Annotated in this window: 27 protein-coding genes; 15 read left to right on the top strand and 12 right to left on the bottom strand. The window is 67.8% G+C overall.

From position 1 onward, the window contains the following. Nucleotides 1-2 precede the first annotated feature (2 nt). The 3 genes from E5206_RS13010 to E5206_RS13000 all read left to right on the top strand — a co-directional run bounded on the left by E5206_RS13010 (nucleotide 3) and on the right by E5206_RS13000 (nucleotide 1,603). Nucleotides 3-362, top strand: a complete 360-nt coding sequence (locus tag E5206_RS13010; protein ID WP_136322851.1) for a non-heme iron oxygenase ferredoxin subunit — start codon at nucleotides 3-5, stop codon at nucleotides 360-362. A gap of 97 nt (nucleotides 363-459) precedes the next feature. Further along, nucleotides 460-1,257 carry a Fe-S cluster assembly ATPase SufC gene (gene sufC / locus E5206_RS13005; protein ID WP_136322850.1) on the top strand — a complete coding sequence of 266 codons (798 nt, stop codon included), beginning with the start codon at nucleotides 460-462 and terminating at the stop codon, nucleotides 1,255-1,257. Between the two features lie 13 nt (nucleotides 1,258-1,270). Next, nucleotides 1,271-1,603 (top strand): metal-sulfur cluster assembly factor, encoded by a 333-nt coding sequence (locus tag E5206_RS13000; protein WP_136322849.1) that lies wholly within the window; start codon nucleotides 1,271-1,273, stop codon nucleotides 1,601-1,603. A 143-nt stretch (nucleotides 1,604-1,746) separates the two neighbouring features. Here E5206_RS13000 and E5206_RS12995 read toward each other — a convergent pair whose 3' ends face one another. Next, nucleotides 1,747-2,634: a neutral zinc metallopeptidase gene (locus E5206_RS12995; protein ID WP_136322848.1), complete on the bottom strand. Its 888-nt coding sequence runs from the start codon at nucleotides 2,632-2,634 to the stop codon at nucleotides 1,747-1,749. Between the two features lie 58 nt (nucleotides 2,635-2,692). Here E5206_RS12995 and E5206_RS12990 point away from each other — a divergent pair, with 58 nt between their 5' ends. Together E5206_RS12990 and E5206_RS12985 are read left to right on the top strand one after the other, a co-directional pair. Next, a complete protein-coding gene (locus tag E5206_RS12990) occupies nucleotides 2,693-4,129 on the top strand; it encodes an AMP-binding protein (RefSeq protein WP_136322847.1) in 1,437 nt (478 codons plus the stop codon). A 58-nt stretch (nucleotides 4,130-4,187) separates the two neighbouring features. Further along, entirely contained in the window at nucleotides 4,188-5,345 is a 1,158-nt protein-coding gene (locus E5206_RS12985; protein WP_136322846.1) for a thiolase family protein, read from the top strand. 118 nt (nucleotides 5,346-5,463) lie between these two features. Here the strand turns inward: E5206_RS12985 and E5206_RS12980 are convergent, their stop codons facing one another. The 3 genes from E5206_RS12980 to E5206_RS12970 are packed head-to-tail and all read right to left on the bottom strand — an operon-like array spanning nucleotide 5,464 to nucleotide 7,471. After that, nucleotides 5,464-6,096 (bottom strand): energy-coupling factor transporter transmembrane protein EcfT, encoded by a 633-nt coding sequence (locus E5206_RS12980; RefSeq protein WP_136322845.1) that lies wholly within the window; start codon nucleotides 6,094-6,096, stop codon nucleotides 5,464-5,466. Further along, a complete protein-coding gene (locus tag E5206_RS12975; protein WP_136322844.1) occupies nucleotides 6,093-6,839 on the bottom strand; it encodes an ABC transporter ATP-binding protein in 747 nt (248 codons plus the stop codon). The genes E5206_RS12980 and E5206_RS12975 overlap by 4 nt, the downstream gene beginning before the upstream one ends. After that, entirely contained in the window at nucleotides 6,836-7,471 is a 636-nt protein-coding gene (locus E5206_RS12970; protein ID WP_136322843.1) for a biotin transporter BioY, read from the bottom strand. The genes E5206_RS12975 and E5206_RS12970 overlap by 4 nt, the downstream gene beginning before the upstream one ends. A 312-nt stretch (nucleotides 7,472-7,783) precedes the next feature. Between E5206_RS12970 and E5206_RS12965 the strand changes: the two genes are divergently transcribed. Next, a complete protein-coding gene (locus E5206_RS12965) occupies nucleotides 7,784-9,382 on the top strand; it encodes an ABC-F family ATP-binding cassette domain-containing protein (protein ID WP_136322842.1) in 1,599 nt (532 codons plus the stop codon). Nucleotides 9,383-9,480: 98 nt separating this feature from the next. On the opposite strand, the gene E5206_RS12960 is transcribed toward E5206_RS12965, so the two are convergent. The 3 genes from E5206_RS12960 to E5206_RS12950 are packed head-to-tail and all read right to left on the bottom strand — an operon-like array spanning nucleotide 9,481 to nucleotide 11,117. Then, the gene (locus tag E5206_RS12960; protein WP_136322841.1) at nucleotides 9,481-10,371 is read right to left on the bottom strand and encodes an SURF1 family protein; all 891 of its coding nucleotides are present in this window, start codon (nucleotides 10,369-10,371) and stop codon (nucleotides 9,481-9,483) included. Beyond that, on the bottom strand, nucleotides 10,372-10,665 hold the full coding sequence (locus E5206_RS12955) for a hypothetical protein (RefSeq protein ID WP_136322840.1): 294 nt from the start codon (nucleotides 10,663-10,665) through the stop codon (nucleotides 10,372-10,374). Further along, on the bottom strand, nucleotides 10,662-11,117 hold the full coding sequence (locus tag E5206_RS12950) for a DUF3099 domain-containing protein (RefSeq protein ID WP_136322839.1): 456 nt from the start codon (nucleotides 11,115-11,117) through the stop codon (nucleotides 10,662-10,664). Before E5206_RS12950 ends, E5206_RS12955 begins: the two co-directional genes overlap by 4 nt. Nucleotides 11,118-11,267: 150 nt before the next feature. Between E5206_RS12950 and E5206_RS12945 the strand changes: the two genes are divergently transcribed. The 3 genes from E5206_RS12945 (at nucleotide 11,268) to E5206_RS12935 (ending at nucleotide 13,478) form a co-directional block, all read left to right on the top strand. Beyond that, complete coding sequence (locus E5206_RS12945) at nucleotides 11,268-11,993, top strand: beta-ketoacyl-ACP reductase (RefSeq protein WP_136322838.1); 726 nt, start codon at nucleotides 11,268-11,270, stop codon at nucleotides 11,991-11,993. A 129-nt stretch (nucleotides 11,994-12,122) separates the two neighbouring features. After that, nucleotides 12,123-12,542 (top strand): Hsp20/alpha crystallin family protein, encoded by a 420-nt coding sequence (locus tag E5206_RS12940; protein WP_136322837.1) that lies wholly within the window; start codon nucleotides 12,123-12,125, stop codon nucleotides 12,540-12,542. Between the two features lie 183 nt (nucleotides 12,543-12,725). Then, complete coding sequence (locus E5206_RS12935; RefSeq protein ID WP_136322836.1) at nucleotides 12,726-13,478, top strand: SDR family oxidoreductase; 753 nt, start codon at nucleotides 12,726-12,728, stop codon at nucleotides 13,476-13,478. A gap of 111 nt (nucleotides 13,479-13,589) precedes the next feature. On the opposite strand, the gene serB is transcribed toward E5206_RS12935, so the two are convergent. Further along, a complete protein-coding gene (serB, locus tag E5206_RS12930; protein ID WP_136322835.1) occupies nucleotides 13,590-14,519 on the bottom strand; it encodes a phosphoserine phosphatase SerB in 930 nt (309 codons plus the stop codon). Nucleotides 14,520-14,707: 188 nt separating this feature from the next. On the opposite strand from serB, the gene E5206_RS12925 reads away from it, so the two are divergent. The 5 genes from E5206_RS12925 (at nucleotide 14,708) to E5206_RS12905 (ending at nucleotide 18,728) form a co-directional block, all read left to right on the top strand. Continuing rightward, nucleotides 14,708-15,493: an ABC transporter ATP-binding protein gene (locus E5206_RS12925; RefSeq protein ID WP_136322834.1), complete on the top strand. Its 786-nt coding sequence runs from the start codon at nucleotides 14,708-14,710 to the stop codon at nucleotides 15,491-15,493. An 18-nt stretch (nucleotides 15,494-15,511) separates the two neighbouring features. Continuing rightward, complete coding sequence (locus E5206_RS12920) at nucleotides 15,512-16,297, top strand: sulfite exporter TauE/SafE family protein (RefSeq protein ID WP_136322833.1); 786 nt, start codon at nucleotides 15,512-15,514, stop codon at nucleotides 16,295-16,297. A gap of 7 nt (nucleotides 16,298-16,304) precedes the next feature. Continuing rightward, nucleotides 16,305-17,114 (top strand): RNA methyltransferase, encoded by an 810-nt coding sequence (locus E5206_RS12915; RefSeq protein WP_136322832.1) that lies wholly within the window; start codon nucleotides 16,305-16,307, stop codon nucleotides 17,112-17,114. A 152-nt stretch (nucleotides 17,115-17,266) separates the two neighbouring features. After that, nucleotides 17,267-17,524 (top strand): type B 50S ribosomal protein L31, encoded by a 258-nt coding sequence (locus tag E5206_RS12910; RefSeq protein WP_136322831.1) that lies wholly within the window; start codon nucleotides 17,267-17,269, stop codon nucleotides 17,522-17,524. A 94-nt stretch (nucleotides 17,525-17,618) separates the two neighbouring features. Continuing rightward, nucleotides 17,619-18,728, top strand: a complete 1,110-nt coding sequence (locus tag E5206_RS12905) for a biotin/lipoate A/B protein ligase family protein (RefSeq protein WP_136322830.1) — start codon at nucleotides 17,619-17,621, stop codon at nucleotides 18,726-18,728. Nucleotides 18,729-18,790: 62 nt separating this feature from the next. Here the strand turns inward: E5206_RS12905 and E5206_RS12900 are convergent, their stop codons facing one another. Beyond that, nucleotides 18,791-19,075 carry a hypothetical protein gene (locus E5206_RS12900; protein ID WP_136322829.1) on the bottom strand — a complete coding sequence of 95 codons (285 nt, stop codon included), beginning with the start codon at nucleotides 19,073-19,075 and terminating at the stop codon, nucleotides 18,791-18,793. 591 nt (nucleotides 19,076-19,666) lie between these two features. On the opposite strand from E5206_RS12900, the gene E5206_RS12895 reads away from it, so the two are divergent. Beyond that, nucleotides 19,667-21,169: an FAD-dependent oxidoreductase gene (locus tag E5206_RS12895; RefSeq protein WP_240689721.1), complete on the top strand. Its 1,503-nt coding sequence runs from the start codon at nucleotides 19,667-19,669 to the stop codon at nucleotides 21,167-21,169. On the opposite strand, the gene E5206_RS12890 is transcribed toward E5206_RS12895, so the two are convergent. Genes E5206_RS12890 through E5206_RS12880 form a run of 3 tightly spaced genes read right to left on the bottom strand, consistent with a single transcriptional unit; the run spans nucleotide 21,144 to nucleotide 25,038 of the window. Then, entirely contained in the window at nucleotides 21,144-21,335 is a 192-nt protein-coding gene (locus E5206_RS12890; RefSeq protein ID WP_136322828.1) for an SDR family NAD(P)-dependent oxidoreductase, read from the bottom strand. The genes E5206_RS12895 and E5206_RS12890 overlap by 26 nt on opposite strands. A gap of 42 nt (nucleotides 21,336-21,377) precedes the next feature. Continuing rightward, entirely contained in the window at nucleotides 21,378-24,014 is a 2,637-nt protein-coding gene (pepN, locus tag E5206_RS12885; RefSeq protein ID WP_136322827.1) for an aminopeptidase N, read from the bottom strand. Between the two features lie 40 nt (nucleotides 24,015-24,054). After that, a complete protein-coding gene (locus E5206_RS12880) occupies nucleotides 24,055-25,038 on the bottom strand; it encodes a putative sulfate exporter family transporter (RefSeq protein WP_136324126.1) in 984 nt (327 codons plus the stop codon). Nucleotides 25,039-25,139 lie beyond the last annotated feature (101 nt).

Below are 25,139 nucleotides of genomic sequence, written 5' to 3'. Positions count from 1 at the left end.
AGATGACTGAACAGCCAAAGGGCGAGCTCGTCTGCAACGCCAGCGAGATCCAGCTCAAGCAGGCGCTGCGGATCCTGATCGACGACTACCCGGTAGCAATCGTGAAGGACTCGATGGGGGAGATCCACGCCATCGGTGACACCTGCTCGCATGCGGACATCTCCCTTTCCGAAGGAGAGGTTGAAGGCTGCCTGATCGAGTGCTGGGGCCACGGCTCCCAGTTTGATCTGCGCAGCGGAGAGCCGCTCCAGCTGCCGGCCTACGATCCCGTTCCAGTGTTTGCCGTCACCATCCAGGGCGACGACGTGTATGTCGACGTCACCAACGTCCTGAACGGTGCCGAGGCGCCGAACTTCAGCTGACCGCCCTGGCGGTCCGCGCACCAGCACCCGCATCAAAGAACTTTCACCAAGAAACCGCACCGTGCCGGAGGGCACGGTGCAGAGGAGAACAAGATACATGTCGACTCTTGAGATCAAGGACCTGCACGTCAGCATTGACACCGAGCAGGGCGTCAAGGAAATCCTGAAGGGCGTCAGCCTGACCATCAGGACCGGCGAGACGCACGCCATCATGGGCCCCAACGGCTCCGGCAAGTCCACGCTGGCGTCCACCATTGCCGGCCACCCGCGCTACAACGTCACCTCCGGCTCCATCACGCTGGACGGCGAAGACGTGCTGGCCATGAGCGTCGATACCCGCGCCCGCGCCGGCCTGTTCCTGGCAATGCAGTACCCCGTCGAGGTCCCAGGGGTCAGCATGACCAACTTCCTGCGCACGGCCAAGACGGCCATCGACGGCAAGGCCCCCGCCCTCCGCACCTGGACGAAGGAAGTCAAGGCCGCCATGGCGGAGCTGCGCATCGACGCCGACTTCACCCAGCGCAACGTCAACGAAGGCTTCTCCGGCGGCGAGAAGAAGCGCGTGGAGATCCTCCAGTTGGAGCTCTTCAAGCCGAAGTTCGCCATTCTGGACGAGACCGACTCAGGCCTGGACGTCGACGCCCTCAAGGTTGTCTCCGAAGGCGTCAACCGTGCACAGGCCGAAGGCAACATGGGCACCCTGCTGATCACGCACTACACCCGGATCCTGCGCTACATCAAGCCGGAATTCGTGCACGTGTTCGTTGACGGCCAGGTTGTCGAAGAGGGCGGCCCGGAACTTGCCGACCGCCTCGAAGAAGAAGGCTACGACCGCTACGCCACCGGCGCCGGTGCAGCCACCATTGCCGCCGCTGCCGCTGCAGCGCAGGCCTAGTTAGGACTCTGCCATGACGGAAATCAATGTGGCCCGCACGGGCCTCGAGGATGTCGAAGAGGCACTCAAGGATGTGATCGACCCGGAACTGGGGGTCAACATCGTTGATCTTGGCCTGCTGTACGGTCTGAAATACTCAGACGACGACGGCGCCCTGCTGATCGACATGACGCTCACCACGGCCGCCTGCCCGCTCACCGACGTGATCGAGGAACAGGTCGGCAAGTCCCTCGACGGGATCGTGGACGAGTGGCGCCTCAACTGGGTCTGGATGCCGCCTTGGGGTCCGGAGCGGATCACCGAAGACGGCCGCGACCAGATGCGCGCCCTCGGCTTCAACATCTGATCCCCCATTACGTCCCTGACGCGAAACGACGGCGGGCCCACCTCTAGAGGTGGGCCCGCCGTCGTCGTGGCGGGTCGAATCGGCTGCTCAGTAACTGCCCCTATGGCCGTCAAAACGGCCGTTACGGAGCAACCGATGGGCTGTCAGGGGGTGGCCACCCCGAAGGTGTCGCACTGGTTGATGTCGCCGGTCTTGTAGCCCTGGTAGAACCACTTCTGCCGCTGCGCGCTGGAGCCATGGGTCCACGACTCGGGCGAGACACGGCCCGTGGCGGCTTTCTGGATCCGGTCGTCACCCACCGCCGAGGCCGCGGACAGCGCGTCGCTCAGGTCCTGCTGCTTGAGCGGTTCCAGGAACGGCTGCCCGGTCTTGGGATCGTTCGTGGTGGTGGCGTAGCGGACCCACAGGCCGGCATAGCAGTCGGCCTGGAGTTCCACGCGCACGGCACCGGACTGCGGCCCCTGGGGATCCTGCTGCGCGCGGTCCAGGTTGCCCAGCAGGTTCTGGACATGGTGGCCGAATTCGTGCGCGACCACATACTCCTGGGCGAGCGGGCCGCCGGAGGATCCGAACCGGTCCACGAGCTCCTGGAAGAAGCCCGGGTCAAAGTAGGCCGTGGTGTCTGCCGGGCAGTAGAACGGGCCGACCTCGGAGGTTGCGGCGCCGCAACCGGTGTCGGTTCCACCGCTGAAGATCACGGTCTGCGGCTGCGGGTACTTCTTGTTGTACTGCGCCAGATACGCCGGCCAGAAGGCATTCAGGCTGTTGACCGTTCCGTTGATCCGGCAGTCGAGGCGGGCGTTGGCATCCGCGCCGGTCTTGCAGGCCAGGCCGGTGGTTTGGCTCTGCGGCTGCTGGTCCTGGGTGGTGCCGGTCAGGCCTTCCAGAAGCTGCGGGTTGATGCCGAACAGGGCGGCGAGCAGCAGGATAATTCCGCCCCCGATGCCGCCACCGATCTTGGTTCCGCGGCCCATGCCGCGCCGGTCCTGGACCTGTGAGGGGTCCAGCTCAACATTGTCATTGAAACTCATAAGGTCACAATAACGCGCACCGTCATCGGCGGTGTCCCCGGCCGGTAAAGTTGATCCGATGCCATTCCTTGACAGACTCCAGCGCTGGGCCGGCGAGCTCCCCGACGGGACCGCCGTCGCCGTGGCCGGGCAGCGCCTCAGCTGGGCGGACCTCAGGGACGCGGCCGCCGCGCTGGTTCCCGGGGCTCCCGCGGTCGCCCTCCTGTCCGAACAGAATTCCCTGCACTTCGCCGTCGCCTTCGCGGCGGCCGTGGCGGGCGAGCGGCGCTGCGCCGTGCTGGATCCGGACTGGCCGCAGCAGCTTCAGGACGGGATCGCGGCCCGCATCTCCGGGGCTGTACCACCGGTTCCCGGCTCGCTGGCGGAAGCCCTGGCGGGACGGGTACCGGCCCTCGGCCCGGACCTTGCCGACGGACGGCCCGATACCCCGTTCCTGATCGGACTGACATCCGGCACCACCTCGGTCCCCAAGGCCTTCAGCCGGTCCCGGCGCTCCTGGCGGCAGTCCTTCGACGCCTCGATCGGGTTCTTCGGCCTAGGCCGGGAGGACAGGACGCTGGCCCCCGGACCGCTCGCCGCCAGCCTGAACCTCTACGCCCTGGCCGAATGCCTTTACGCCGGCGCCGAGTTCCACACGCTGGAACACTTCGACGTCGGCGACGCGCACGCGGCGATCAGCCACGACGGCATCACCCGCCTGGTCCTGGTCCCCACCATGCTCAGGCTCCTCAGCGAGCGGGGCCTCACCGGCGGCGTCGACGCCTCGGGGATCCGCAGCATCATCTGCGCCGGCTCGAAACTGGACGCACGGACCCTCGAAGCGGCGCGGCGCTGGGCACCCAACGCCACCATCTTCGAGTATTACGGCGCCTCCGAACTCAGCTTCGTCGCCGGCTCCGGCCTGCGCCCCGGCGAGTCCCCGGAACCGGGCGGAACCGGCATCGGGGGGCCGTTTCCCGGCGTCGGGATCCGGATCCTGGACGACGCCGGAACGGTCCTCCCGGACGGGCGGGACGGGAACATCTGCGTCCGCAGCGGCATGGTCAGCGACGGCTACCTCTGGGGCGACGACGGTCAGGCCCTGCGCTGCTTCGACGGCTGGTTCACCGTGGGGGACCAGGGCTTCCTCTCCGGCGGGACGCTGCACATGCTCGGCCGGCGCTCGGACATGATCATCACAGCCGGCACGAACGTCTATCCGCACGAGGTGGAACTGGCCCTGGCATCCGTTCCCGGCGTCGCGGCAGCCGTGGCCGCCGGCCAGCCGGACGACCTCCGCGGCCAGCGCGTGGTCGCCGGCGTGGTGCCGTCGCACGGTGCCCTGACAGCCACCCAGTTAAAGGCCGGCGTCGAGGACGTGCTGGTCCGCAGCAAGCGCCCGCTGGAGTACTTCGCGCTGGCCGAGCTTCCCCTGACGGACCGGGGCAAGATCAGCAGGCAGCTCCTGCTCGACTGGGTCGCCAGCAACGATCCCCGGATCCGCCGCCTTGCCTAGGCCGGGCGCCCAACCTGTCTCCGGCGGCCCGCCGATCCTTCCCGAGGACCGCCAGCCGGTGATCATCGCCGCCCGCCGGACTCCGCTCCGCCGCGCCAACGGCGCCCTGAAAGGGCTCCGCGCCCACCAACTGCTGGCCCCCGTGCTGCGCAGCCTGCTGGAAGGTGCCGACGTGCCACCGGAGGCGGTGGCCGACGTCGTGATCGGGAACGCCGTCGGCGGCGGCGGCAACGTGGCGCGGCTGGCGGCACTGGAGGCCGGACTGCCGGTCAGCGTTCCCGGCGTCACGGTGGACCGGCAATGCGGTTCCGGACTCGACGCGATCGTGCTGGCCTCCCGGCTGGTGGCGGCCGGCGGCGGCGGGATCTACCTCGCCGGCGGGGTGGAGAGCATCAGCACCGCACCCCTGCGGGCGCACCGCAACAGCGACGGTGCGCCGGAGTTCTTCGCCCGGGCGCAGTTCGCGCCCGCCGGCCACGGCGATCCGGACATGGGCGTGGCCGCGGAGAATGTGGCGGTCCGCTGCAGCGTCAGCCGGGAACGGCAGGACGCCTTCGCGCTCCGCAGCCACCACCGGGCGCTGGCCGCCGCGGCCGCCGGCGTGTTCAAAGCCGAGATCGTCCCGCTTTCCAGTTCGGCGGCCGGCAGCCCCGCGCTCGTGGAGCTCGACGACGGCCCGCGCCCAAGCCTCACCGCGGCGCTGCTGGCACGGTTCCCCGCCGCTTTCGTGGCGGGGGGCACCGTCACCGCCGGCAACTCCTGCTTTGACGCTGACGGGGCCGCCGCCGTTGTGATCACCTCGGTGGAACGGGCCCGCAGCCTCGGCGCCCGCGACGGGCTCCTGGTCCTGGGCACCGGCACCGCAGGCGTGGACCCGCAGCTGCTGGGAACCGGCGCGGCAGCTGCGGCGGAGCGGTTGCTCGCGGCGCAGGGGCTGTCCGCGGAAGATATCGGGCTGATTGAGTTCAACGAGGCCTTCGCCTCCCAGACCCTCGCTTGCCTGGACCGGTTGGGGATCGATCCGGAACGGGCCAACCTCGACGGCGGGGCGCTGGCCCTGGGGCATGCCTACGGGGCCTCCGGGGCGGTGCTGGTCACCCGTCTGCTGGCCCAGGCGCGGCGCAACCCGGTCGAAGGGCAGCTCGCCCTGGCCCTGATCAGCATCGCGGGCGGGATGGGTACCGCGGTGCTACTGGGATACCGCACATTCCCCTAGACTCCCGGTGGGACATGCCCATTCCTGGGCGCAAGGACCGGGCACAGTGGGTTTATGTCCCGTGACCGTGGGCAGGGGAGGGCATGTCCGGTGGCAAGTGAGGCTGCCGGACGTGCTGTCAGCCGTCCCGGTCCTCGGCTTCACCGAGGCCGCGCGCGGCGAGGGCTTCGCCGGTCTGCCTGGCAAAAGCCACGGTGGTGATGAACACGGGCAGCACAAGCGCGCGGGGATTCCGTTCAAGCCCCCTTGCCCGGGCGGAATCCCGGACGTCAGCGTAGGCGCCGGCGATGAAGGGAATACTCCGCAACATGATCGCGATGGTCAGGGCGAAGCGCTCCGGGTCCGCGCCGAAGCGCCGGAACGGCCCCGCCAGGGACGCTACCCCGTCCAGCAATGCCTGCACAGGGGTAGTGGCGGTAAGGATCGACGCTGCCACCACGCAGACCAGCACGTTCAGCACGATCCGGGCCGCCGACGGGCCGCCGAGCTGCCACCATTGGAACAGGCCGATGGCCAGGAGAACGGGCAGCGCGGGCCGGACCGCGCGGACCAGCCGGGCAGCCCCGGCGCCGCTGAGCAGGAACACCGCGCACAGCATCGCCAGCACGCCCGCCGCAACGGCCCAGTCCGCAATCACGAACGACGCCATGCCGCACCCGAGGACCAGCAGGAACTTCAGCCACAGCGGCGAACGGTGGACCAGGGACGCACCCGGGGCATAGTTCGCCAGCAGGAAGCCTTGGCCGCTCACCGCTGCTCCCGGCCAAGGCGTGCCGGGTCCGAGGGCGGCAGCCCTGCCGCGGAGAGCGCCCGGTAATGGCCGACGGCGGCGGCCGCCCCGCCGTCGAACACCACCCGCCCGGCATCCACCACCAACACCCGGTCCATATCCTGGGCGAGGTCGAGATCGTGGGTGGAGAGGATGACCTGCTGGCTGAGCCCGGCCAGCGTCCGGCGCAGCAGTTCCCGGTTGCGCAGATCCAGCAGGGTTGAGGGCTCGTCCAGCACCAGCACCTCCGGGTTGACGGCCAGGACGGCGGCGAGGGCCAGGAGTTGGCGTTCCCCGCCGGAGAGCTCGTAGATGCTCTGGTCCGCCAGCGGCAGCAGTCCGAAGCGGTCCAAGGTCGCCTCCGCGAGGCGGCGTCGATCTGCGGCGTTGCGGACCGAGCGCCGCAGGGACAGCTCCACGTCCTCGCGGCCGGTGGGCATCACCAGCTGGGAGAGCGGATCCGTGAAGACAAAGCCGACCCGTCGCCGGACCTCGTGCACGGCCCGGACGGTGTCCGCGCCGTCGACGGTCACGGCACCGTTGCTCGGCGCCACGAGCCCGTTGAGCAGCCGCAGCAAGGTGGACTTGCCGGAGCCGTTGGCGCCGATCACCCCGATCCGCCGCTCGGTGAGGCTGAGCGAGAGTTCGTTGAGCAGGGTCTTGGCGGCGCTGCGGCCGTCCACCTCGACCCGCACCGCCACCCGGTCCAGGATGATGGTGCTCACGGCCGGCTGTCGGCCTTGGGCAGGCGGCGGACCAGCAGATCCGGGAAGGCCCTGTGCAGGGCCAGTGCAATGCTCACGGCCAGCACGTTCTTGATCACGTCGCCGGGGTAATAGGGCAGGTCGGCGAGGAAGGCCTTGGGCAGGTCCAGCTTGGCGTTGACCACCATGCCCAGGATGCCGAGGCTATGGACCAGCACTATGCTGCTCACCATTGCCGCCGCGAACAGGAGGACGCCGCGGTACCTCAGTGCAGTGCGCCGAAGCACGACGACGGTCAGCCAGCCCACGGCCGCGGCTGCCAGCGGGAACGCAATGATATAACCCGCGGACGGGCCCGCCAGGATGCCGAGGCCGCTGCGCCCACCGCTGAAGATCGGCAGCCCGGCAAGCCCCAGGAGGACATACAGGCCGACGGCGGCGAAGGCGCGGCCGGGGCCGAGGGCCAGCCCGGTGAGCATCACGGCGAGCGTCTGGACGGTGATGGGGACGCCGAGTCCGCCCACCGGAATCGCGGCGATCAGCGCCGAGGCCGCTACCAGGGCGGCGAAGACTGCTATCAGTCCAAGGTCGGTGGCGTTCCAGCGGTTCCGCCGCGCAGTCCGGGCGGTGACGGCTTTGTCAGTCTGGGTCATGGGTGATCCTGTCGGGTGAATCGGCGGGCATAAGGTCTTGTTTCCGAGAGTACGGCTGCGGCGCATTGGCTTTTTTGTAGCCCTTCCACAAAACGGCGGCCGGGATGCTGGAGGGCACCGCCATGGCCGCCGGAGCCGGCCGCCCCGCCGGTGCCCGCACTCCGCTGGCGTCATTCCCCTTCGCCCATGTCATCCGGCGGGGACGGTGCCGGTAGACTTATGGAGGCCGAACTCTTGGCCATACCGTCCCGGCATCTTCCAGACTTCACCGGTCTGCCGCGGCGTTCCCTGTTGTGAAAGGCCTTAGCTGCATTGATTACCGTCCAGGATCTCGAACTGCGCGCCGGCGCCCGCCTCCTTATGGACCAGGTGAGCTTCCGGATCGACAAGGGAGACAAGATCGGCCTCGTCGGCCGTAACGGTGCAGGAAAGACCACGCTGACCCGGGTGCTCGCGGGTGAGGGCCTGCCGGCCGCCGGCAAGGTCACCCGCACGGGCGAGATCGGCTACCTGCCGCAGGACCCCCGAACCCCCGACATGGAGCAGCTGGCCCGCGACCGGATCCTGTCCGCCCGCGGCCTGGACATCGCCGTCGGCAAGCTCCGCCAGACCCATGAGGACATGGCCAGCGAGGACGCCGAGGTCCAGCGCAAGGCGATGAACCGCTACGACCGGCTGGAATCCGAGTTCCTGGCCGCCGGCGGCTACGCGGCAGAGGCCGAGGCCGCGGCGATCTGCTCCAACCTCGCCCTGCCGGACCGCCTGCTGAACCAGCCGCTGAAGACGCTCTCCGGCGGCCAGCGCCGCCGCGTGGAGCTCGCCCGCATCCTGTATTCCGGTGCAGAGACCATGCTCCTCGATGAGCCCACCAACCACCTCGACGCCGATTCCATCGCGTGGCTGCGCGAGTTCCTCAAGAACCACCAGGGTGGCCTGATTGTGATCAGCCACGACACGGAACTGCTCGAAGCCACCGTCAACAAGGTTTTCCTGCTCGACGCCAACCGCGCGCAGATCGACTTCTACAACATGGACTGGAAGCGCTACCTCCAGCAGCGCGAAACGGATGAGCGCGCCCGCAAGCGTGAGCGCGCCAACGCGGAGAAGAAGGCCCAGGTCCTCTTCGACCAGGCCAACAAGATGCGCGCCAAGGCGACCAAGGCTGTCGCCGCGCAGAACATGGCCAAGCGCGCCGAACGACTCCTCGGCGGACTCGAAGCGGTCCGCGAGACCGACCGCGTGGCAGCCCTGCGCTTCCCGGATCCCTCGCCGTGCGGCAAGACCCCGCTCACCGCGGACGGCCTCAGCAAGTCCTACGGCTCGCTGGAAATCTTCACCGACGTGGACCTTGCCATCGACCGCGGCTCCAAGGTGGTCATCCTTGGCCTCAACGGCGCCGGCAAGACCACCCTGTTGCGCATGCTCGCCGGCGTCGACAAGCCGGACACCGGAGAAGTCATTCCCGGCCACGGGCTGAAGGTGGGCTACTACGCCCAGGAGCACGAGACGCTCGACGTCGACCGCACCGTCCTGCAGAACATGCGCTCGTCGGCCCCGGATATGAATGACGCGGAAGTGCGCGGCATCCTGGGCTCGTTCCTCTTCTCCGGCGACGACGTCGACAAGCCCGCCGGCGTGCTCTCCGGCGGCGAGAAGACGCGTCTGGCGCTGGCGACGATCGTGGCCTCGAGTGCCAACGTGCTGCTCCTCGATGAGCCTACCAACAACCTCGACCCAGCCAGCCGCGCCGAAATCCTGGGCGCCCTGAGCAACTACACCGGCGCCGTCGTGCTGGTCAGCCACGACGAGGGTGCCGTCGAGGCGCTGAATCCTGAGCGCGTTGTGCTGCTGCCCGACGGCGTCGAGGACCTCTGGAACGAAGACTACCTGGACCTGATTACGCTGGCGTAAAGCCACCCAACTGACTCGCAGTTGTTGTCGTTTTCAGCGCTCAAAACGACAACAACTGCGAGTCACTTGGGTTCGGGGAGGGTCTCAGGGCTCATCGCTCAGAACCCCTGCGCGTCGAGGATCGCGTCTTCCTCTTCCTCCGCCGTTGCGTTCTTCCGCTTCCGCGCCACGGGACGCTGGCGGCGAACAGGCGCCGGGCCACTGGAGTGCAGGTAACCGCCGTCGGGGTTCAACGCTTCCTCGGCCGCGTCCTCGGCGTCGATGGCGGCGTTGCGGGCCTGTTGCCGGGCCGCGTAGCCGAAGCCGATGAACATCAGCACCCCGAAGGCGAACCACTGCAACGAGTAGGACAGATGCGTGCCTTCATCGGTCGACGGCATGGGGAAGGCAACGGGCATGGCCGCCGCTGACGGGCTCTCCGAGGCCAGTTGGCCGTAAGCGCCGGTCAGCACGGGATAGCCCAGCTGGGCGGAATAGGCCGTGAGGTCGATCGAGGCGAGCTGGCCGTCCGGGGCACCACGCTGGAGCTCGGGTTCGCCCGCTTTGAGACGGGCAATGACAGTCACCTGGCCCTGCGGAGGGGCCGGAATGGAGTCCGGATGGCCCGGGGTGTCGTTGCCAATGGGCAGCCAGCCACGGTCGATCACGACGGTCTCGCCGCTGACCAGCTTGAGCGGGACCACGACCTCGTAGCCGGGCTGGCCGTTGAGCGGCCGGTTGCGCACGATACGCTGGCCGGCGACGTCGTAGCTGCCGCGGAGTTCAACCTGCGTCCACTCGCGCTCGGCGTCGAGGCTGACGAACTCGTCCCGGGCCTGGGCGAAGCTGATCGGGGTGGCCGAGTAATTACTCAGGACACGGTTGATTTCGGCGAGGGTCTCGGCGCGGCGGTCCATTTGCCAGCGGCCCAGCCCCACACAGGCCGCGGCAAAGATCGCGGCCAAAAGCAGATACCCCAGCCATTTACTGGAGAAGAGGAAACGGTACATTCAGTTAACCCTGCCTGGAATCGGGGAGCCGGTGCCGTCCGCAAGCTGCACTTCCGGCACCGCGGCGTCAAGGGCGACGGTGTCCTTCCAGAGCCCGCGGGTCTGCAGATAGTCTTCGAGCCAGGCCCGGTGCTCGCCGCAGGCAAGCCAGATCTTGCGACGTTCCGGGGTGTGGATCTTCGGGTTGTTCCACAGCAGCTGCCACTGCGCCCCGGCCCGGCAGGCTTTCCGTGAGCACACAGCTGCAGCAGCCGGGGTGGTGGCGCCGTTCCCGGCCAGGTCAAAGAGGTTCATGAAGCAGCCCGTCCGTGGTCCTCATCGTCCTCATCATCGATCAGCTCGCCCTGCAGCAGCGTCATCGAGGCGTCTTCCGCTGCGTTCGTCCCAGGCCCGGAGGCAGGGCCGGCAGCAACGCGCGGGGCATCCAGTTCGCCCATCGGGACGTAATCCAGCAGGGAATCGCTGTGGATCTCCGCCTTGTCGCTGCCGTTGGCGATCACCACGGCGATCCAGGGCAGGAACACGGCGCCAATGACGGGCAGGATCTTGAACCAGCCATCGACCACAAAAACCAGGATCAGGCACACCATGCGGATGCCCATCGCTACGGCGTATTTGATCATCCGCTGGCGCATCTCATCGGAGTGTGCGGCCGCGGCGTCCGTAATGCTGTGAACCTCGGTATCACTGGATAATGACTCCGGGTCCCCGGGCACAGACGCACCGGGTCGGTTTTTGAGTGTCAAGGCTGTCAGATCACGCTCCCAAGGCTTGGCTTAATTCTCTCACCATCGGCGGAGCCGCCCAAACGGAAGCGTGCCGGGCGCTAAGATCGGAGGCAGGAAAATCCAGTCCCCAGCGCGGCCGCGACCCGCCGCAGAATCCCGGAGCACCACATGTCTGAAGCAGCAACCACCGGCCGCAGCGTCCTGATCACCGGTGGAAACCGGGGGATCGGCCTGGCCATCGCCGAATCCTTCCTGGCCAACGGCGACAAGGTTGCGGTCACCTACCGCAGCGAATCCAAGCTCCCGGAAGGCATCCTCGGGGTCAAGGCCGATGTCACCGACGAGGCGTCCGTGGACGCCGCCTTCACCGCAGTTGAGGCCGCCCATGGTCCCGTGGAGGTGCTCGTCGCCAACGCCGGCATCACCAAGGACACGCTGCTCATGCGGATGAGCGAGGATGACTTCACCTCGGTCATCGACACCAACCTCACGGGCGCCTTCCGCGTCATCAAGCGGGCCTCCAAAGGAATGATCCGGGCCCGCAAGGGCCGTGTGGTCCTCATTTCCTCCGTCTCCGGCCTCTACGGCGCCCCGGGCCAGGTCAACTACTCGGCATCGAAGGCGGGCCTGGTCGGGATTGCCCGTTCGCTGACCCGTGAACTGGGCGGCCGCGGCATCACCGCGAACGTCGTGGCACCGGGATTCATCAACACGGACATGACGGCGGAACTGCCCGAGGAGACCCAGAAGGACTATCTCTCGAAGGTCCCGGCCGGCCGGTTCGCGGAGGCGTCCGAGGTTGCCGACGTCGTCCGCTGGATCGCCAGCGACGAAGCCGCCTACATCTCCGGCGCGGTCATTCCGGTCGACGGCGGCCTCGGCATGGGCCACTGACCCACATTCCCCAGCGAAGGGTCCACCACGATAGGCCTTTGGCCCTAGGCAGTAACCAGCGTTGGAGCGTGTAATGGGCTTACAGCCCCGACTACGCCAAGGCAGGGGCATGGAACCAGGAGGAATATCATGGCTGAACTCAGCAAGTGGGCACCCTCGGACGTGCTGGAGCCGATCCGTCGCTTCCTCGACGGCGAGCTGCCGATGACGTCATCCATCAAGGTGGAACAGTTCCTGGACGGCAGCACCCTGGTGGTGCGGGCGGAAGTGCCCGGGATCGATCCTGACAAGGACGTCGATGTGTCCGTGAGCGAGGGCATGCTGCACATCAAGGCCGAACGTGAGGAAAAGTCCGAGCACAAGAGCAAGTCGGGTTACCGCTCCGAATTCCGTTATGGCTCCTTCAGCCGCAGCATCGCCCTGCCCCCGGGAGCGAAGGAAGAAGACATCACAGCGAGCTACAAGGACGGTGTGCTGGAAGTACGTTCCCCCGCTCCCACGGCGGTGCCGGAAGCGGCCACCAAGAAGATCCGGGTCGACCGCAGCTGACGCGGCGGCCGCCGATTGGTACCTTCTGCCGGTGCCGGCCGGAACCGCGCCGGCCGGCACCGGGCCCGCCACTAGCATGGAACCCCTTCTTTGTGGACCCTGAACAACTGAATAGTCCCGGCCCGCTGGCATGATGGACTGCAGACCCACAGTTTTTTGGACGTTTGGAATGAAGGAGCTCGTATGGGACTGCTGGACAACAAGACTGCAATTGTGACCGGTTCATCGCGGGGGATCGGCGCTGAAGTCGCCAAGTTCCTCGCCGCCGAAGGTGCCGCCGTCGTCGTGAACTACCGCCAGAAGGCGCCGCGCGCCAACAAGGTGGTTGCGGAGATCGAAGCCAACGGTGGCCGCGCCGTCGCCGTCGGAGCGGACCTGACCACGCAGGAAGGCGTCCAGGCACTGGCCAGCGCCGCCATGGAGAACTTCGGCTCGCTCGACGTCCTGGTCCTCAATGCCTCCGGCGGCATGGAGTCGGGCATGGAGGAAGGCTACGCGCTGAAGCTCAACCGCGATGCCCAGATCAACATGCTGAACGCCGCCGTGCCGCTCATGCCCGAGGGCTCCCGCGTCGTGTTCGTGACCAGCCACCAGGCCCACTTCATCACCACGGTGCCCACCATGGCCGAGTACGAGCCGGTGGCCCGCAGCAAGCGCGCCGGCGAGGACGCCCTCCGTGAACTCGTCCCGAACCTCGCCGAGAAGGGCATTTCGCTCGTTGTGGTCTCCGGCGACATGATCGAGGGCACCGTGACGGCCACCCTGCTGGACCGCTCGAACCCCGGTGCCATCGAGGCCCGGCGTGCGGAGGCCGGCAAGCTCTACTCGGTGTCCGAGTTCGGGGCGGAGGTCGCAAAAATGGTGACGGCCGACGTCGAAACCGGCCACACCGAATACGTCGGCGGCGGCGACTACTTCGGCAAGAGCGCCGAGTAGGTTGAAATGAATCAGTAGGAAGATACGGCAAGGGCCGGGGCGGTTGCCCCGGCCCTTGCCGTATCGAGGAATTCAGAAAGCGGATTCAGGAAACGGGTTCCGGAAGCGCGGTCACACCCCGGCGATGTGCCGCACGGCATCGAGGTAGGGCAGGTTCACGGCCGCGTCGGCGGCGGCGCGCACCGCAGGCTTGGCGTTGAAGGCGATGCCGATCCCGGCGGCCCCCAGCATGTCCAGGTCATTGGCGCCGTCGCCCACGGCAATCGTGTGCTCCATCGGAATGCCCTCCGCGGCGGCCCACTCCCGCAGGTACTTCTCCTTCGCGGCACGGTCGACGACGTCGCCAAGCACCTTGCCGGTCAGCGCGCCGTCCACAATTTCAAGCTCGTTGGCGATCCAGTAGTGCAGGCCGAGGCCCTCGGCGATCGGGCGGAGGATCTGGTTAAAACCTCCGGACACCACGGCCACCACATGGCCCGCGGCCTTGAACGCCGCGACCAGTTCCGCGGCGCCGTCCGTCAGCTTCACCTCGGCCCGGACGGACTCGACGACGTCGGCCGGCAGCCCGGCGAGCACCGCCACCCGGGCGTGGAGGCTCTGGGCGAAATCGAGTTCGCCGCGCATAGCGGCCTCGGTCACGGCCGTCACTTCCTCGCGCTTGCCGGCATAGGCAGCCAGGAGTTCGATGACCTCCTGCTGGATCAGGGTCGAATCCACGTCCATGATCAGGAATTTCCGCGGGGCGTTCCGCAGCGCGGCGGGAACCAGTGCGATGTCCACGCCGTCTACGCCGGCCCCGGTCACGGCCCGGCGCAAGCCGGCCAGAGCGGCCTCATTCAGCGCCGCGGGCGTGCCGGCGCCGTGCGGTCCGGCACCGGACTCAAACGAGCAGTCCGCGGTGTACACCTCGAAGCGGCCGTCTCCGGTGCGGGTTTCGGCGTCGCAGGCAAGCCCCGCTGCGGCCAGCAGCGAGCGCAGGCTCTGCACGTCGGGAAGGGACAGTTTAAGGCCATAGCTGACTGCGGTCACGTGCGAACTCATGGCTGCAATCCTAGCGAGCGGGCAGATGGCGGCCCGAATTCGTTGCGCTCCACGGGCGGCTACGTGACGCCCGGCGGCTGTGCTGCGCCGCTCCTTGGCCGGCCCGCGCAAGCTGCAGACCGCCGCGGACTGCCCGGCCGGCGTTCCGGTTATCAGTCGCCCGCTTTTTTGTCCTAGTGTCTACTCCTATGAGTGAAGTTCTTGAAATGGCCGCCGTCAGCGTTGTACGAGGGGCAAAGACCCTCCTGGACAAGGTGGACTGGCAGGTCAATGAGGGCGAGCGCTGGGTGGTCCTGGGCCCCAACGGCGCCGGCAAGACCACTTTGCTGCAGGTTGCCGCGGCCCGGCTCCATCCCACCAGCGGGATGGCCGGCATCCTGGAAGAAGTCCTCGGCGCCGTCGACGTCTTTGAACTGCGCCCCCGGATCGGCCTGTCCTCGGCCGCCCTCGCCAACCAGATCCCCGAGCAGGAGAAGGTCCTCAACGTTGTCGTCACGGCCGCCTATGGCGTCACCGGCCGCTGGCGCGAGGGCTACGAGAAGGACGACGAACGCCGCGCCTTCGGCCTCCTCAACGAATGGGGCATGGGCCCGCTGCTGAACCGCACGTTTGCCTCGCTGTCCGAAGGTGAACGCAAGCGCGTCCAGATCGCCCGCGCGCTCATGACAGACCCGGAACTGCTGCTCCTCGACGAGCCCGGCGCCGGGCTTGACCTGGGCGGCCGCGAGGAACTTGTCCACCGGCTCAGCGAACTCGCCCAGGATGACAGCGCCCCGGCGCTCGTCCTGGTCACGCACCATCTCGAAGAGGTCCCGCCGGGCTTCACGCATGCCCTGCTGCTGCGCAACGGCGGCGTGGTGGCTTCCGGCCCGATCGCCGAGGTCCTCACCCAGGAGAACCTGAGCGAAACCTTCGGCCTGCCGCTGGACGTCAGCGTCACCGCCGGACGGTACACCGCCACCGCCAGCCGCTGACCGGGCCGCTGACAGCGCGTGGAGTACCTCAATAGCGTCTTCATTTTCTTTGCCGGGCTCTGGGCGGGAACGATCAACTCCGTGGTGGGCTCCGGCACCCTCGTCACCTTCCCGGTGCTGATAGCGCTCGGCTACCCGCCCGTCACGGCGTCGATCAGCAACGCGATGGGCCTCGTGGCCGGTAACGCCGCCGGGGCGTGGGGCTACCGCAAGGAACTGGCGGGGCGGGGAAAACAGCTGCTCAGGCTGATGCCGGCCTCGCTGCTTGGCGGCATCACCGGCGCCTACCTGCTGCTGCACCTGCCCGAAAAAGTCTTCTACTACGCGGCGCCCGTGCTGATCGTCGTGGCCCTGCTGATGGTCGTCTTCCAGCCCCGGCTCCAGCAGTGGGTCCGGAACCGGGAGCAGAATCCCGAGCACGCGATCCGGGACCGCAGCCACGGCATCCTGCTGGTGGTCCTGGTCTATCTCGCCGGCGTCTACGGCGGCTACTTTGTCGCCGCCCAGGGGATCCTGCTGGTTGGCATCCTTGGCGTCTTCATGACCGGGACCATGCAGAACGCCAACGCCATGAAGAACATCCTGGTGCTGTGCGTCAACATCGTGGCGGCAGCGTCCTATCTGCTCTTCGCCTTCGGCCGGATCAGCTGGACGGCGGTCGGGCTGATCGCCGTCAGCTCCCTGATCGGCGGCGTGATCGGTTCCAAGGTGGGCCGCCGGCTCTCGCCCGTGGTGCTGCGTGGGGTCATCTTCACCCTGGGCCTCGTGGCTCTGGGCTTCATGATCGCCAACCTGCTGAAATGACGGGCCCGTGACCTTCCACCACCTTGACTCCGCGGACGATCCCCGGGTCTCCGACTACACCCATCTGACGGACGTGCACCTGCGCAAGCTCAGGGAACCCGCCGAGGGCCTGTATATTGCCGAGTCCTCACGCGTGCTGCGCCGTGCGCTGGCAGCAGGCCACCGGCCCCGGTCCTTCTTCCTGGCCGAGAAGTGGCGCGGGGACCTGGCGGACATCTTTGAGCAATATCCGGAAGTGCCAGCCTTCATCGGCTCCGCGGGGCTCCTGGAGGAGATCACCGGATTCCACCTGCACCGAGGCGCGATGGCCGCCATGCACCGCCCTGCCCCCGTGCCGCTGCCCGAACTGCTTGCCGGCGCCCGGCGGGTGGCCGTGCTGGAGGACATCGTGGACCACACCAACGTCGGAGCCATCTTCCGCTCCGCCGCGGCACTCGGCGTGGATGCCGTCCTCGTGTCGCCGCGCTGTGGGGACCCGCTGTACCGGCGCAGCGTCCGGGTCAGTATGGGCACCGTCTTCCAGGTGCCGTGGGCGCGGCTCCAGGACTGGCCCGGGGACCTGGCGGTACTCCGGGATCATGGCTTCACGGTGGCGGCCATGGAGCTCACCGCGGACGCCGTGGACCTCGACCGGCTGGCCGCCCGGCAGCCGGGAAAGCTGGCCCTGGTGCTCGGCACCGAGGGTGCCGGGATGAGCGAAAGCACCCTCGCCGCCGTCGACCTCGCCGTGAAGATCCCGATGCGTGCCGGCGTGGACTCGCTCAACGTCGCGGCGGCGTCCGCTGTCGCGTTCTGGGAGCTGCGGCCCCGGGACTGACGGTCCCTCCGTGGTCGTCCAGCGTGGTCGTCCGCCCGGCGGAGGTGCGCTATGATTGGTAGCTGGCTGTAACGTGCCTTCCGGCGCCAACCGGCCATCCCATTCATACCTGGCAACTGGCAAAATCCAGTTGTGCGAACAAAGGTCCAATTATGAAGTCTGATACTCACCCGAAGTACGAAGCTGTTGTTTTCAACGACCTGGCTTCCGGCGTCAAGTTCCTGACCAAGTCCACCGCGTCTTCCAAGAAGACCATCGAGTGGGAAGACGGAAACACCTACCCGGTTATCGACGTCGAAATCTCCTCCGAGTCCCACCCGTTCTACACGGGCAAGCAGCGCATCATGGACTCTGCAGGCCGCGTCGAGCGCTTCAACGCTCGCTTCAAGGGCTTCGGCGGCAAGAAGTAACTTTCTTCCCCAAGGTCTTTTGGAAAAGCCCGCACCGGTGACGGTGTGGGCTTTTTGCGTTCCTGGTGCTGCGCTCCGTGGCAGGATTAAGGGCATGACACCCCTTCCCGCTCCTTCGGGCTCCCACGGCACTGACGACGACGGCGGCAACCGCCACCACGGTGAGTACAAGGTTCCCGGCGGAAAGCTGGTGGTGGCCGACTTCGACGTCGTGGACGGGCACCTGGCCCAGGTCTCGCTCAGCGGCGACTTCTTCCTGGAGCCGGATGAGGCGCTGCTGGAGATCAACCGCGCGCTCACCGGGCTGCCGGCGGCCTCAAGCGCCGAGGATTTTGCCGCCGCGGTGACCGCCGCGCTGCCCGCCGAAACGGTCCTGTTCGGATTTTCTGCCGACGCCGTGGCGGTCGCCGTCCGGCGGGCCCTGGCCAAGGCCACCGGCTGGCACGACCACCACTGGAACATCATCGCGCCCTCGGTGCTGCCGACCCACGTCAACGTGGCCCTGGACGAGGTCCTCACCGAGGAGGTAGGGGCCGGGCGGCGCAACCCCACCCTGCGCTTCTGGGACTGGGAAGAACCCTCCGTGGTGATCGGCAGCTTCCAGTCGGTGCGCAACGAACTCGACCCCGACGGCGTGGCCCGGCACGGTATCAGCGTGGTCCGGAGGATCAGCGGCGGGGGAGCGATGTTCATGGAGGCGGGGAACTGCATCACCTACTCGCTGTACCTGCCGCAGACCCTCGTGGACGGCGTCAGCTTCGCCGACTCCTATGGCTTCCTGGACGCCTGGGTGATGGCGGCACTGAAGAAGCTGGGGATCAGCGCCTTCTATGTGCCCCTCAATGACATCGCCACGGAGCAGGGAAAGATCGGCGGCGCGGCCCAGAAGCGCCTCGCGAACGGCGGGATGCTGCACCACGTCACGATGAGCTACGACATCGACGCCGACAAAATGGTGGAGGTGCTCCGGATCGGCAAAGAGAAGCTGTCGGACAAGGGCACCAGGAGCGCCAGAAAACGCGTGGATCCGCTCCGGCGCCAGACCGGCCTGTCCCGCGCCGAAATTGTCGCGGCCATGATGGACGTTTTCACCGAACGCTACAACGCGACGCCGTCCGAACTCAGCGACGCCGAGCTTGAGGCCGCCCGGGCCCGGGTGGAGTCCAAGTTTGGCACCGCGGAGTGGCTGCACCGGGTTCCCTGAACCGGGGTGTTGGCAGCGGTGCCGCCACGGGCCGCAATTCTTCGGGGGAGCAGGTGCCGCCGTCAGAGCCAGGCTCTTGCCAGCGCGGCGTAGCCCTTGTCCATCAGGGTGTCGACGGCTGCCTCGAGGGAGTTCAGCCGCGGTCCTCGGCTGCGGCGCGGTCGAGCACGCTGTAGTGGTGGGTGAGCTCGTAGCTGAGTTCCACGCGCGCCCTGCGCCCGACGAACCCCCAGGCCGGTGGCTTTGATGGCGAGCAGCCACATGGGGGTCACGAGGATGAGTGCGAGGAAGTAGTTGAACGGGACCAGGACGTCCTGTCCGATCAGGCACACAATGATGATTGCCACCACCCACCAGGGGCCCGGGTTGAGAACGCCGACGAGCGCGACCACGAAGAGTCCAACAAACGTGGGCCTGCCGAGCAGCAGCGCGGTCTGGGGCGAGAGCTGGCGGACCTGGCCGGGAACGCCGGAATTTTCCAGGACGCTGGCGGCCAGGCCCCGTTTATGGCCAGGAGTGCGCCTTCGCGCTGGCGATGGCCCCTGTTCCTGGTGGTCGGCCGGGCCGAGTTCAGTGTCAGCCAGGCGCGGTTCACCGCGCCGTAGTGCAGGGACGGGGCGATGGTTTCCCGCACGGGCGCAGGGCGAAGAAACCAGCGAGCCATGGGCGGAGGCGGTGGACGGTTGCGCGGTGGGGCAATGGCACCCTGGAAATTCCTTTCGAGGTGGGACAGGCAGGCTCACCGGCGGCTGGGGCAGTGGTGGTGGCGGAACGCTTCCACCACTGCCCCTTCGGGCTCAGGCCTGCGCGGTATCGGTGCCCAGCAGCGCGCGCGTCTGCAGGATCGCCTGTTCGACGTCGTCGTTGAGGTCTCCGGTGTGGAGGGGGCCGCCTCAGCCCGGGGCGCTCCAGTGGTATTTCCCCAACATTGCCGGGCAGTGAGGGCTCGATATCAGGGTGTACCCGGACGTAAGCTGGCCGGGGCTCCGGTAATCGCCGTGGTCGAGCTGCAGCAGGCAAGAGCCAAGGAACGGGACAACATGGATATCGAGGACGTGGACCTGCTCGTGGTCGGCGGAGGCAAGGCCGGGAAAACCCTGGCGATGGACCTGGCCCGGGCCGGCAGGACCGTCGCCATGGTCGAACGCTCGATGATTGGCGGGACCTGCATCAATGTCGCGTGCATCCCCACCAAGACCCTCATCAACAGCGGCCGGGTCCTGAAAACCATCCGCCGGGCCGCCGAATTCGGTATTTCCGGGGCCGGGAACCCGCGAATGGACCTCAAACTGCTGCGCCACCGCAAGGAAGACGTCGTGGAGACCATGGTCGGGGGCCAGCTGTCAGCCTTCACCGGATCGGGCATGGACTTCATCCTCGGCGAGGCGAGGTTCGTCGCTCCCCGGACGGTGGAGGTGACCCTGAACGACGGCGGCGTGCGCACCCTGCGCGGCACCGACGTCGTGCTGAACCTGGGCACGGAGCCGCTCCTGCCGCCCATCGAAGGCCTGGCGGAGTCGAGGGTGCAGACCAGCAACACCCTGCTGGAACTGGAATCCCTGCCGGAGAGCATCATCATCCTTGGCGGCGGATACGTCGGCTGCGAATTCGCGGACCTGCTCAACACGATCGGCGTCAAAGTCACCATCGTCCAGGGCGGCGGACAGCTGCTCGCACGGGAGGACGCGGACGTTGCCGCTGCCATCGAGCAGAACTTCAGGGACGCCGGCATCACCGTGCGGCTGGGGGCCAGGGCACAAAGGATCTCCCGCGCCGCAGACGGCACCGTCACGCTCATGCTCTCCTCCGGTGACACCGTCACCGCCGATGACATCCTCGTTGCGGTCGGGCGCAGGCCGATGACCGGAGGCGCGAACCTCGAAGGTGTCGGCGTGGAACTTGACGACCGCGGATTCATCAGGGTCGACGATCAGCTGCAGACCACGGCCGAAGGAGTGTGGGCAGCCGGTGACGCCGCCGGGACACCCCAGTTCACCCATGCCTCCTATGACGACTACCGTGTGCTGAAGACCAACCTGGCGGCCAGAAACGGCGCCGGCCAGCCGCGCAGCACCGCTGGCCGGCTGATTCCCTACTGCGTGTTCACCACGCCCGAGCTCGGCCGGGTGGGCCTGAGCGAGCGGCAGGCCCGGGACGCCGGCTACCACGTCCACATCGCGAAGATGCCCGTGACGGCCATTCCCCGTGCCCGGACCGTGGGGCATCTGGAGGGCTTCTGGAAGGCGGTCATCGACCGCGAGACCAACCGGATCCTGGGCGTGGCACTGCTGGGCACCGAAGCCAGCGAAGCCATTGCCGTGGTGCAGATGGCCATGCTTGCCGGACTGGACTACACAGCCGTGCGCGACGCCATCATCACCCACCCGACCATGGCCGAGGGCCTGACCCTGCTGTTCACGCCGGCCTTCCTCGAAGACTGAGCAGCGCCCCGGCACAGGTGTCGGCGAGGCCGTTCAAGCGCCGGGCGTCGCGGCTGACCAGGATGAGGTTGCAGCCCTCCTCCGCCAGCAGCAATGCCATTTCCCGTCCGATGCCCTGGGAAGCTCCGGTGATCAGGACTGTCTTTCCCTGCAGGCGCAGATCCATCGTGTGTCTTCCTTCCTGGATGGGTTGTTGGCGGCGCCGGCGTCAGGAGACGCCCAGCGCCGTCAGGGCCTGTGCCTTCAGGGCACGGAGCAGGTGGCTGCGCTGTTCAATGACGATGCGGCGCAGCGCCCGGGGCGCGTCAGGGTGTCCGGTGAGCCAGTTGTCGGTCCGGACGATTACGGCGTGGGTGGTCGGGGCGCCGCCGTGCCCGTCCAGGTCCTGCCCGGCCGGGTAGAGGCCGCGGATGATCCGGCTGGCAATCTCGATGCTGCGCCCGGCCCAGACCGTCTCCAGGCATTCAAAATAAGGCTCGATGAAGGCTGACAGGAGGGAGGCATCCCCGGTGGTGAATCCCGCAATGGTGGCACTGAGCAGCTGGTTGGACAGCGCCGTTCCATGCACCGCGGCACGCCAGGCTGCGGCCTTCACCCCGGCCTCGGGCCGGGCGGCGAGGGCCGTGGCGTGGCCGGACTTTCCCGCGGCGGTGTTGTCCCGGGCCAGCTCCGCATCAAGCTCATCGGGCGACGCCTGGCCGTTGGCTGCCAGCGCATGCCAGAGGTTCCAGCGGAGTTCGGCGTCCACGGCGAGCCCCTCGAAAACGGCGCTGCCGTCGAGGATACCCCGGACCAGGTCCAGCCGGCCGGCGTCATACCGGCTCGTGGCGGCGAGCGTCCGCGCCCATGCCAGCTGCTGGTCCGAGCCCGGCTCGGCCGCCTCCAGCTCGATGGCCGCCGTGGTGAGGAAGCCGTGCCGCACCGCGCCCCGTTCCGCCCTGGGCACGTACCTTTCGATCGCCGTGGCGGCATTGCCCAGTACGTTCAGCAGGACGCCGACGCCGGTTTCGGCCGGGCCGAAGCGCTCCACGGCGTCCACATAGAGGGACGACGGCGTGACGGCGTCCCTGGCCGAATCCCACAATGCCGTCCAGCACAGGGCCCGGGCCATGGGATCGCTGAGTTCATCGAGCGAGCTGCGCGCGGTGGCCTCGGAGCGCGGGTCCAGCCGGATCTTGGCGTAGCTGAGGTCGTCGTCGTTGACCAGCAGCAGGGCAGGCCGCGGTTTGCCGGCCAGGGCGGCCACCTCGGTCCGGGGGCCGCTGACGTCGGTCTCGACGCTGTCCGTGCGGACCAGGGCACCGGCCGCGTCGCGGTTGTAGAGTCCGATCCGAAGCCGGTGCGGACGCGGAACCTGCCGGCCGGTGATGGGGTCTTCGGCGTCCTGCACGAGTGTCACACGGCCCAGGATGGTGCCCGGCACGCCGTTGGGCTCTTCAATCTCGCTGGTGATGGTCGAGATGCCGGAGGTCTGCAGCCACTGGCGGCCCCAGTCGCCGAGGTCCCGGCCGGAGGCGGCGCTGAGCGCGGCGAGGAGATCGGCCAAGGTGGTGTTGCCGTACGCATGGTCCTTGAAGTATTGCCGGGAGCCGGTTATGAACGCCTCGAAGCCGACATAGGCCACGAGCTGTTTGAGGACGGAGGCGCCCTTGGCGTACGTGATGCCGTCGAAGTTCTGCTTCGCGGCTTCAAGGTCCGGGATGTCGGCCACAATCGGGTGCGTGGTGGGCAGCTGGTCCTGCACGTAGGCCCAGGCCTTGCGGTTGTTGGCGAAGTTCACCCATGCCGTGTTCCAGCCGGTGGTCCGGTCCACCCCGAGGGTGCCCATGTAATCCGCGAAGGATTCCTTGAGCCACAGATCGTCCCACCACTGCATGGTCACGAGGTCACCGAACCACATGTGGGCCATCTCGTGCAGGAGCGTATTGGCGCGGGCCTGGTACTGGGAATCGGCGGCACGGGAGGTGAAGACGTAGCTTTCCGTGAAGGTCACCAGCCCGGGGTTCTCCATCGCGCCCAGGTTGTATTCCGGCACGAAGGCCTGCTCGTATTTGCCCCAGGGATAGGGGAAGTCGAAGAGCCCGTTGAAGAATTCCAGGCCCTTCCTGGTGAGCTGGAACAGGGTCCCGGTGTCGAAGGAGTCAGCCATCGAGGCCCGGCAGTACAGCGCCAGCGGCACCTCCAGGCGGGTACCGTCCTCAAGCGTCCCGGTCCAAGTGTCCTCGGCCTTGAAATACGGCCCGGCGAGGACGGTGGTGATGTAGGTGGACATCACCTTCGTGGGGGCGAAGTCCCAGCGGCCCAGCGCCGGATCGCTGGTCAGTGGCGTACGGAGGGTCTCGACGCCATTGGAGGACACCTGCCACTGCGCGGGGGCCGTGATGTGAAAGGTGAATTCGGCCTTGAGGTCGGGTTGTTCGAAGTTCGCGAACACCCGGCGGGCGTCCGCGGGCTCGTATTGGGTATAGAGGTAGCACTGCCCGTCGGCCGGGTCGAAGAAGCGGTGCATGCCTTCGCCGGAGGTGCTGTAGAGCGCGGTGCCGGTGACGGTGACCTGGTTCTCGGCCTGGAGATTGTCGAGCCGGATGCGGGAGCCGTCCACGATGTCGGCGACGGGAAGGCCCTCTCCGTTGAGGAAGACGCTGTGCACTTCGCTGGCGATGAAGTCCAGGAAGGTGGAGGCCCCCGGCTCGCTGGCGGAGAAGTTGATGATGCTGCGGCTGCTGTAGCCGGCAACCTTCGGGTCCGCTGCCTGCCGGACATCCAGGGAGACGTCGTAGCTGTGGGTGGTTATCAGGGCGGAGCGTGTTGCGGCTTCATCGCGGCGCAGGTTCTGGTTCGACACCCAGCTATCTAATCACGCGGGCCGTTCCACCAGGCCCGGATCAGCCCCGCTGGACTATCAGCACGGCTGCTGCCAGCCCCAGCACGGCGATGAGCAGCCAGGAAGCCAGCGCAGCGAGCAACGCCCGGGCCCCGGTGTGCAGCAGCTGCCCCACCCGGACGGCCGAGCCGAGTCCGAACAGCGCCATCCCCAACAGGAGATCCTGCAGCGCGGCGGCCGCCTCGAGCACCGGTGCCGAAAGCCAGCCGGTGGAACGCAGCGCCGCCAGCGCCACGAAGCCGAGAACGAACAGCGGGACGATCGGCGGAAGCCCTGCTCCGGCGTCGGCGTTCCGGCGGTGGTGGAGGCCCGCGGCGGCGACCATCGGCGCCAACAGGATCACCCGGGTGAGTTTGACGACGACGGCGATTGCCAGCGCCGAGGCACCCGCGGTCTGGGCGGTGGCGACCACCTGGCCGACGTCGTGCACGGAGGCCCCGGCCCATGCCCCGAATTCTTCCGGGCCGAGCCCCAGCGGCTGCACAAGCAACGGCAGGACGCCGATGGCCAGGGTGCCGCAGAGGGTGACGAGCGCGACCGGGAGCACCGTCTCCTGCGGCTTGATGCGGCGCACGGCGGCCATGGCACCGATGGCCGAGGCGCCGCAGATCGAGAAGCCCGTTGCGATCAGCAGCGAGATCCGGGGCGGAAGCCGGAAGAGCCGGCTGATGCCGTAGGTGCCGGCGAAGGCCGCGAAGACCACTCCCGTGATCACCAGCAAGGCCTGCCAGCCCAGGCCCAGCACGTCCGCGAGGCTGACTTTCAGGCCCAGCACTACGATCCCGCCGCGCATCAGGTGTTTGCCCGCGAACTCGAGGCCGGGCCGGGCGGGCCCGGCCGTCCAGGCGCTCAGGCCCGGCAGGTTGGCGGCCAGCAGCCCGAGCAGCACGGCGAGGGTCATCGCCGGCAGCACCGGAACCAGCGCATGGACGGCAAGGGCCAGCCCGACGGCGGCCGCCGCGCCCAGCAGGCCCGGGGCACACATCCTGGGCGCTGCTGTGAATTTCGGAATGAACGGGGGCACTCCCATACCTTGCCGCAAGCTGGCCCGAAACCCGAAACGCCACGACGATGGCCCGGCCGGTG

Origin of the sequence: Arthrobacter sp. PAMC25564 (assembly GCF_004798705.1) — a bacterium.
GTDB lineage: Bacteria > Actinomycetota > Actinomycetes > Actinomycetales > Micrococcaceae > Arthrobacter.
Note: the sequence above shows the minus strand (reverse complement) of the source record. Positions and strands in the feature narration are given on the sequence as shown.

Excerpts from the sequence above, each read along its gene's own strand:
- E5206_RS13010 (WP_136322851.1), top strand. The coding sequence starts at position 3 with ATGACTGAACAGCCAAAGGGCGAGCTCGTCTGCAACGCCAGCGAGATC.
- sufC (WP_136322850.1), top strand. The coding sequence starts at position 460 with ATGTCGACTCTTGAGATCAAGGACCTGCACGTCAGCATTGACACCGAG.
- E5206_RS13000 (WP_136322849.1), top strand. The coding sequence starts at position 1,271 with ATGACGGAAATCAATGTGGCCCGCACGGGCCTCGAGGATGTCGAAGAG.
- E5206_RS12995 (WP_136322848.1), bottom strand. The coding sequence starts at position 2,634 with ATGAGTTTCAATGACAATGTTGAGCTGGACCCCTCACAGGTCCAGGAC.
- E5206_RS12990 (WP_136322847.1), top strand. The coding sequence starts at position 2,693 with ATGCCATTCCTTGACAGACTCCAGCGCTGGGCCGGCGAGCTCCCCGAC.
- E5206_RS12970 (WP_136322843.1), bottom strand. The coding sequence starts at position 7,471 with ATGACCCAGACTGACAAAGCCGTCACCGCCCGGACTGCGCGGCGGAAC.
- E5206_RS12960 (WP_136322841.1), bottom strand. The coding sequence starts at position 10,371 with ATGTACCGTTTCCTCTTCTCCAGTAAATGGCTGGGGTATCTGCTTTTG.
- E5206_RS12955 (WP_136322840.1), bottom strand. The coding sequence starts at position 10,665 with ATGAACCTCTTTGACCTGGCCGGGAACGGCGCCACCACCCCGGCTGCT.
- E5206_RS12945 (WP_136322838.1), top strand. The coding sequence starts at position 11,268 with ATGTCTGAAGCAGCAACCACCGGCCGCAGCGTCCTGATCACCGGTGGA.
- E5206_RS12940 (WP_136322837.1), top strand. The coding sequence starts at position 12,123 with ATGGCTGAACTCAGCAAGTGGGCACCCTCGGACGTGCTGGAGCCGATC.
- E5206_RS12935 (WP_136322836.1), top strand. The coding sequence starts at position 12,726 with ATGGGACTGCTGGACAACAAGACTGCAATTGTGACCGGTTCATCGCGG.
- serB (WP_136322835.1), bottom strand. The coding sequence starts at position 14,519 with ATGAGTTCGCACGTGACCGCAGTCAGCTATGGCCTTAAACTGTCCCTT.
- E5206_RS12925 (WP_136322834.1), top strand. The coding sequence starts at position 14,708 with ATGAGTGAAGTTCTTGAAATGGCCGCCGTCAGCGTTGTACGAGGGGCA.
- E5206_RS12910 (WP_136322831.1), top strand. The coding sequence starts at position 17,267 with ATGAAGTCTGATACTCACCCGAAGTACGAAGCTGTTGTTTTCAACGAC.
- E5206_RS12905 (WP_136322830.1), top strand. The coding sequence starts at position 17,619 with ATGACACCCCTTCCCGCTCCTTCGGGCTCCCACGGCACTGACGACGAC.
- E5206_RS12890 (WP_136322828.1), bottom strand. The coding sequence starts at position 21,335 with ATGGATCTGCGCCTGCAGGGAAAGACAGTCCTGATCACCGGAGCTTCC.
- E5206_RS12880 (WP_136324126.1), bottom strand. The coding sequence starts at position 25,038 with ATGTGTGCCCCGGGCCTGCTGGGCGCGGCGGCCGCCGTCGGGCTGGCC.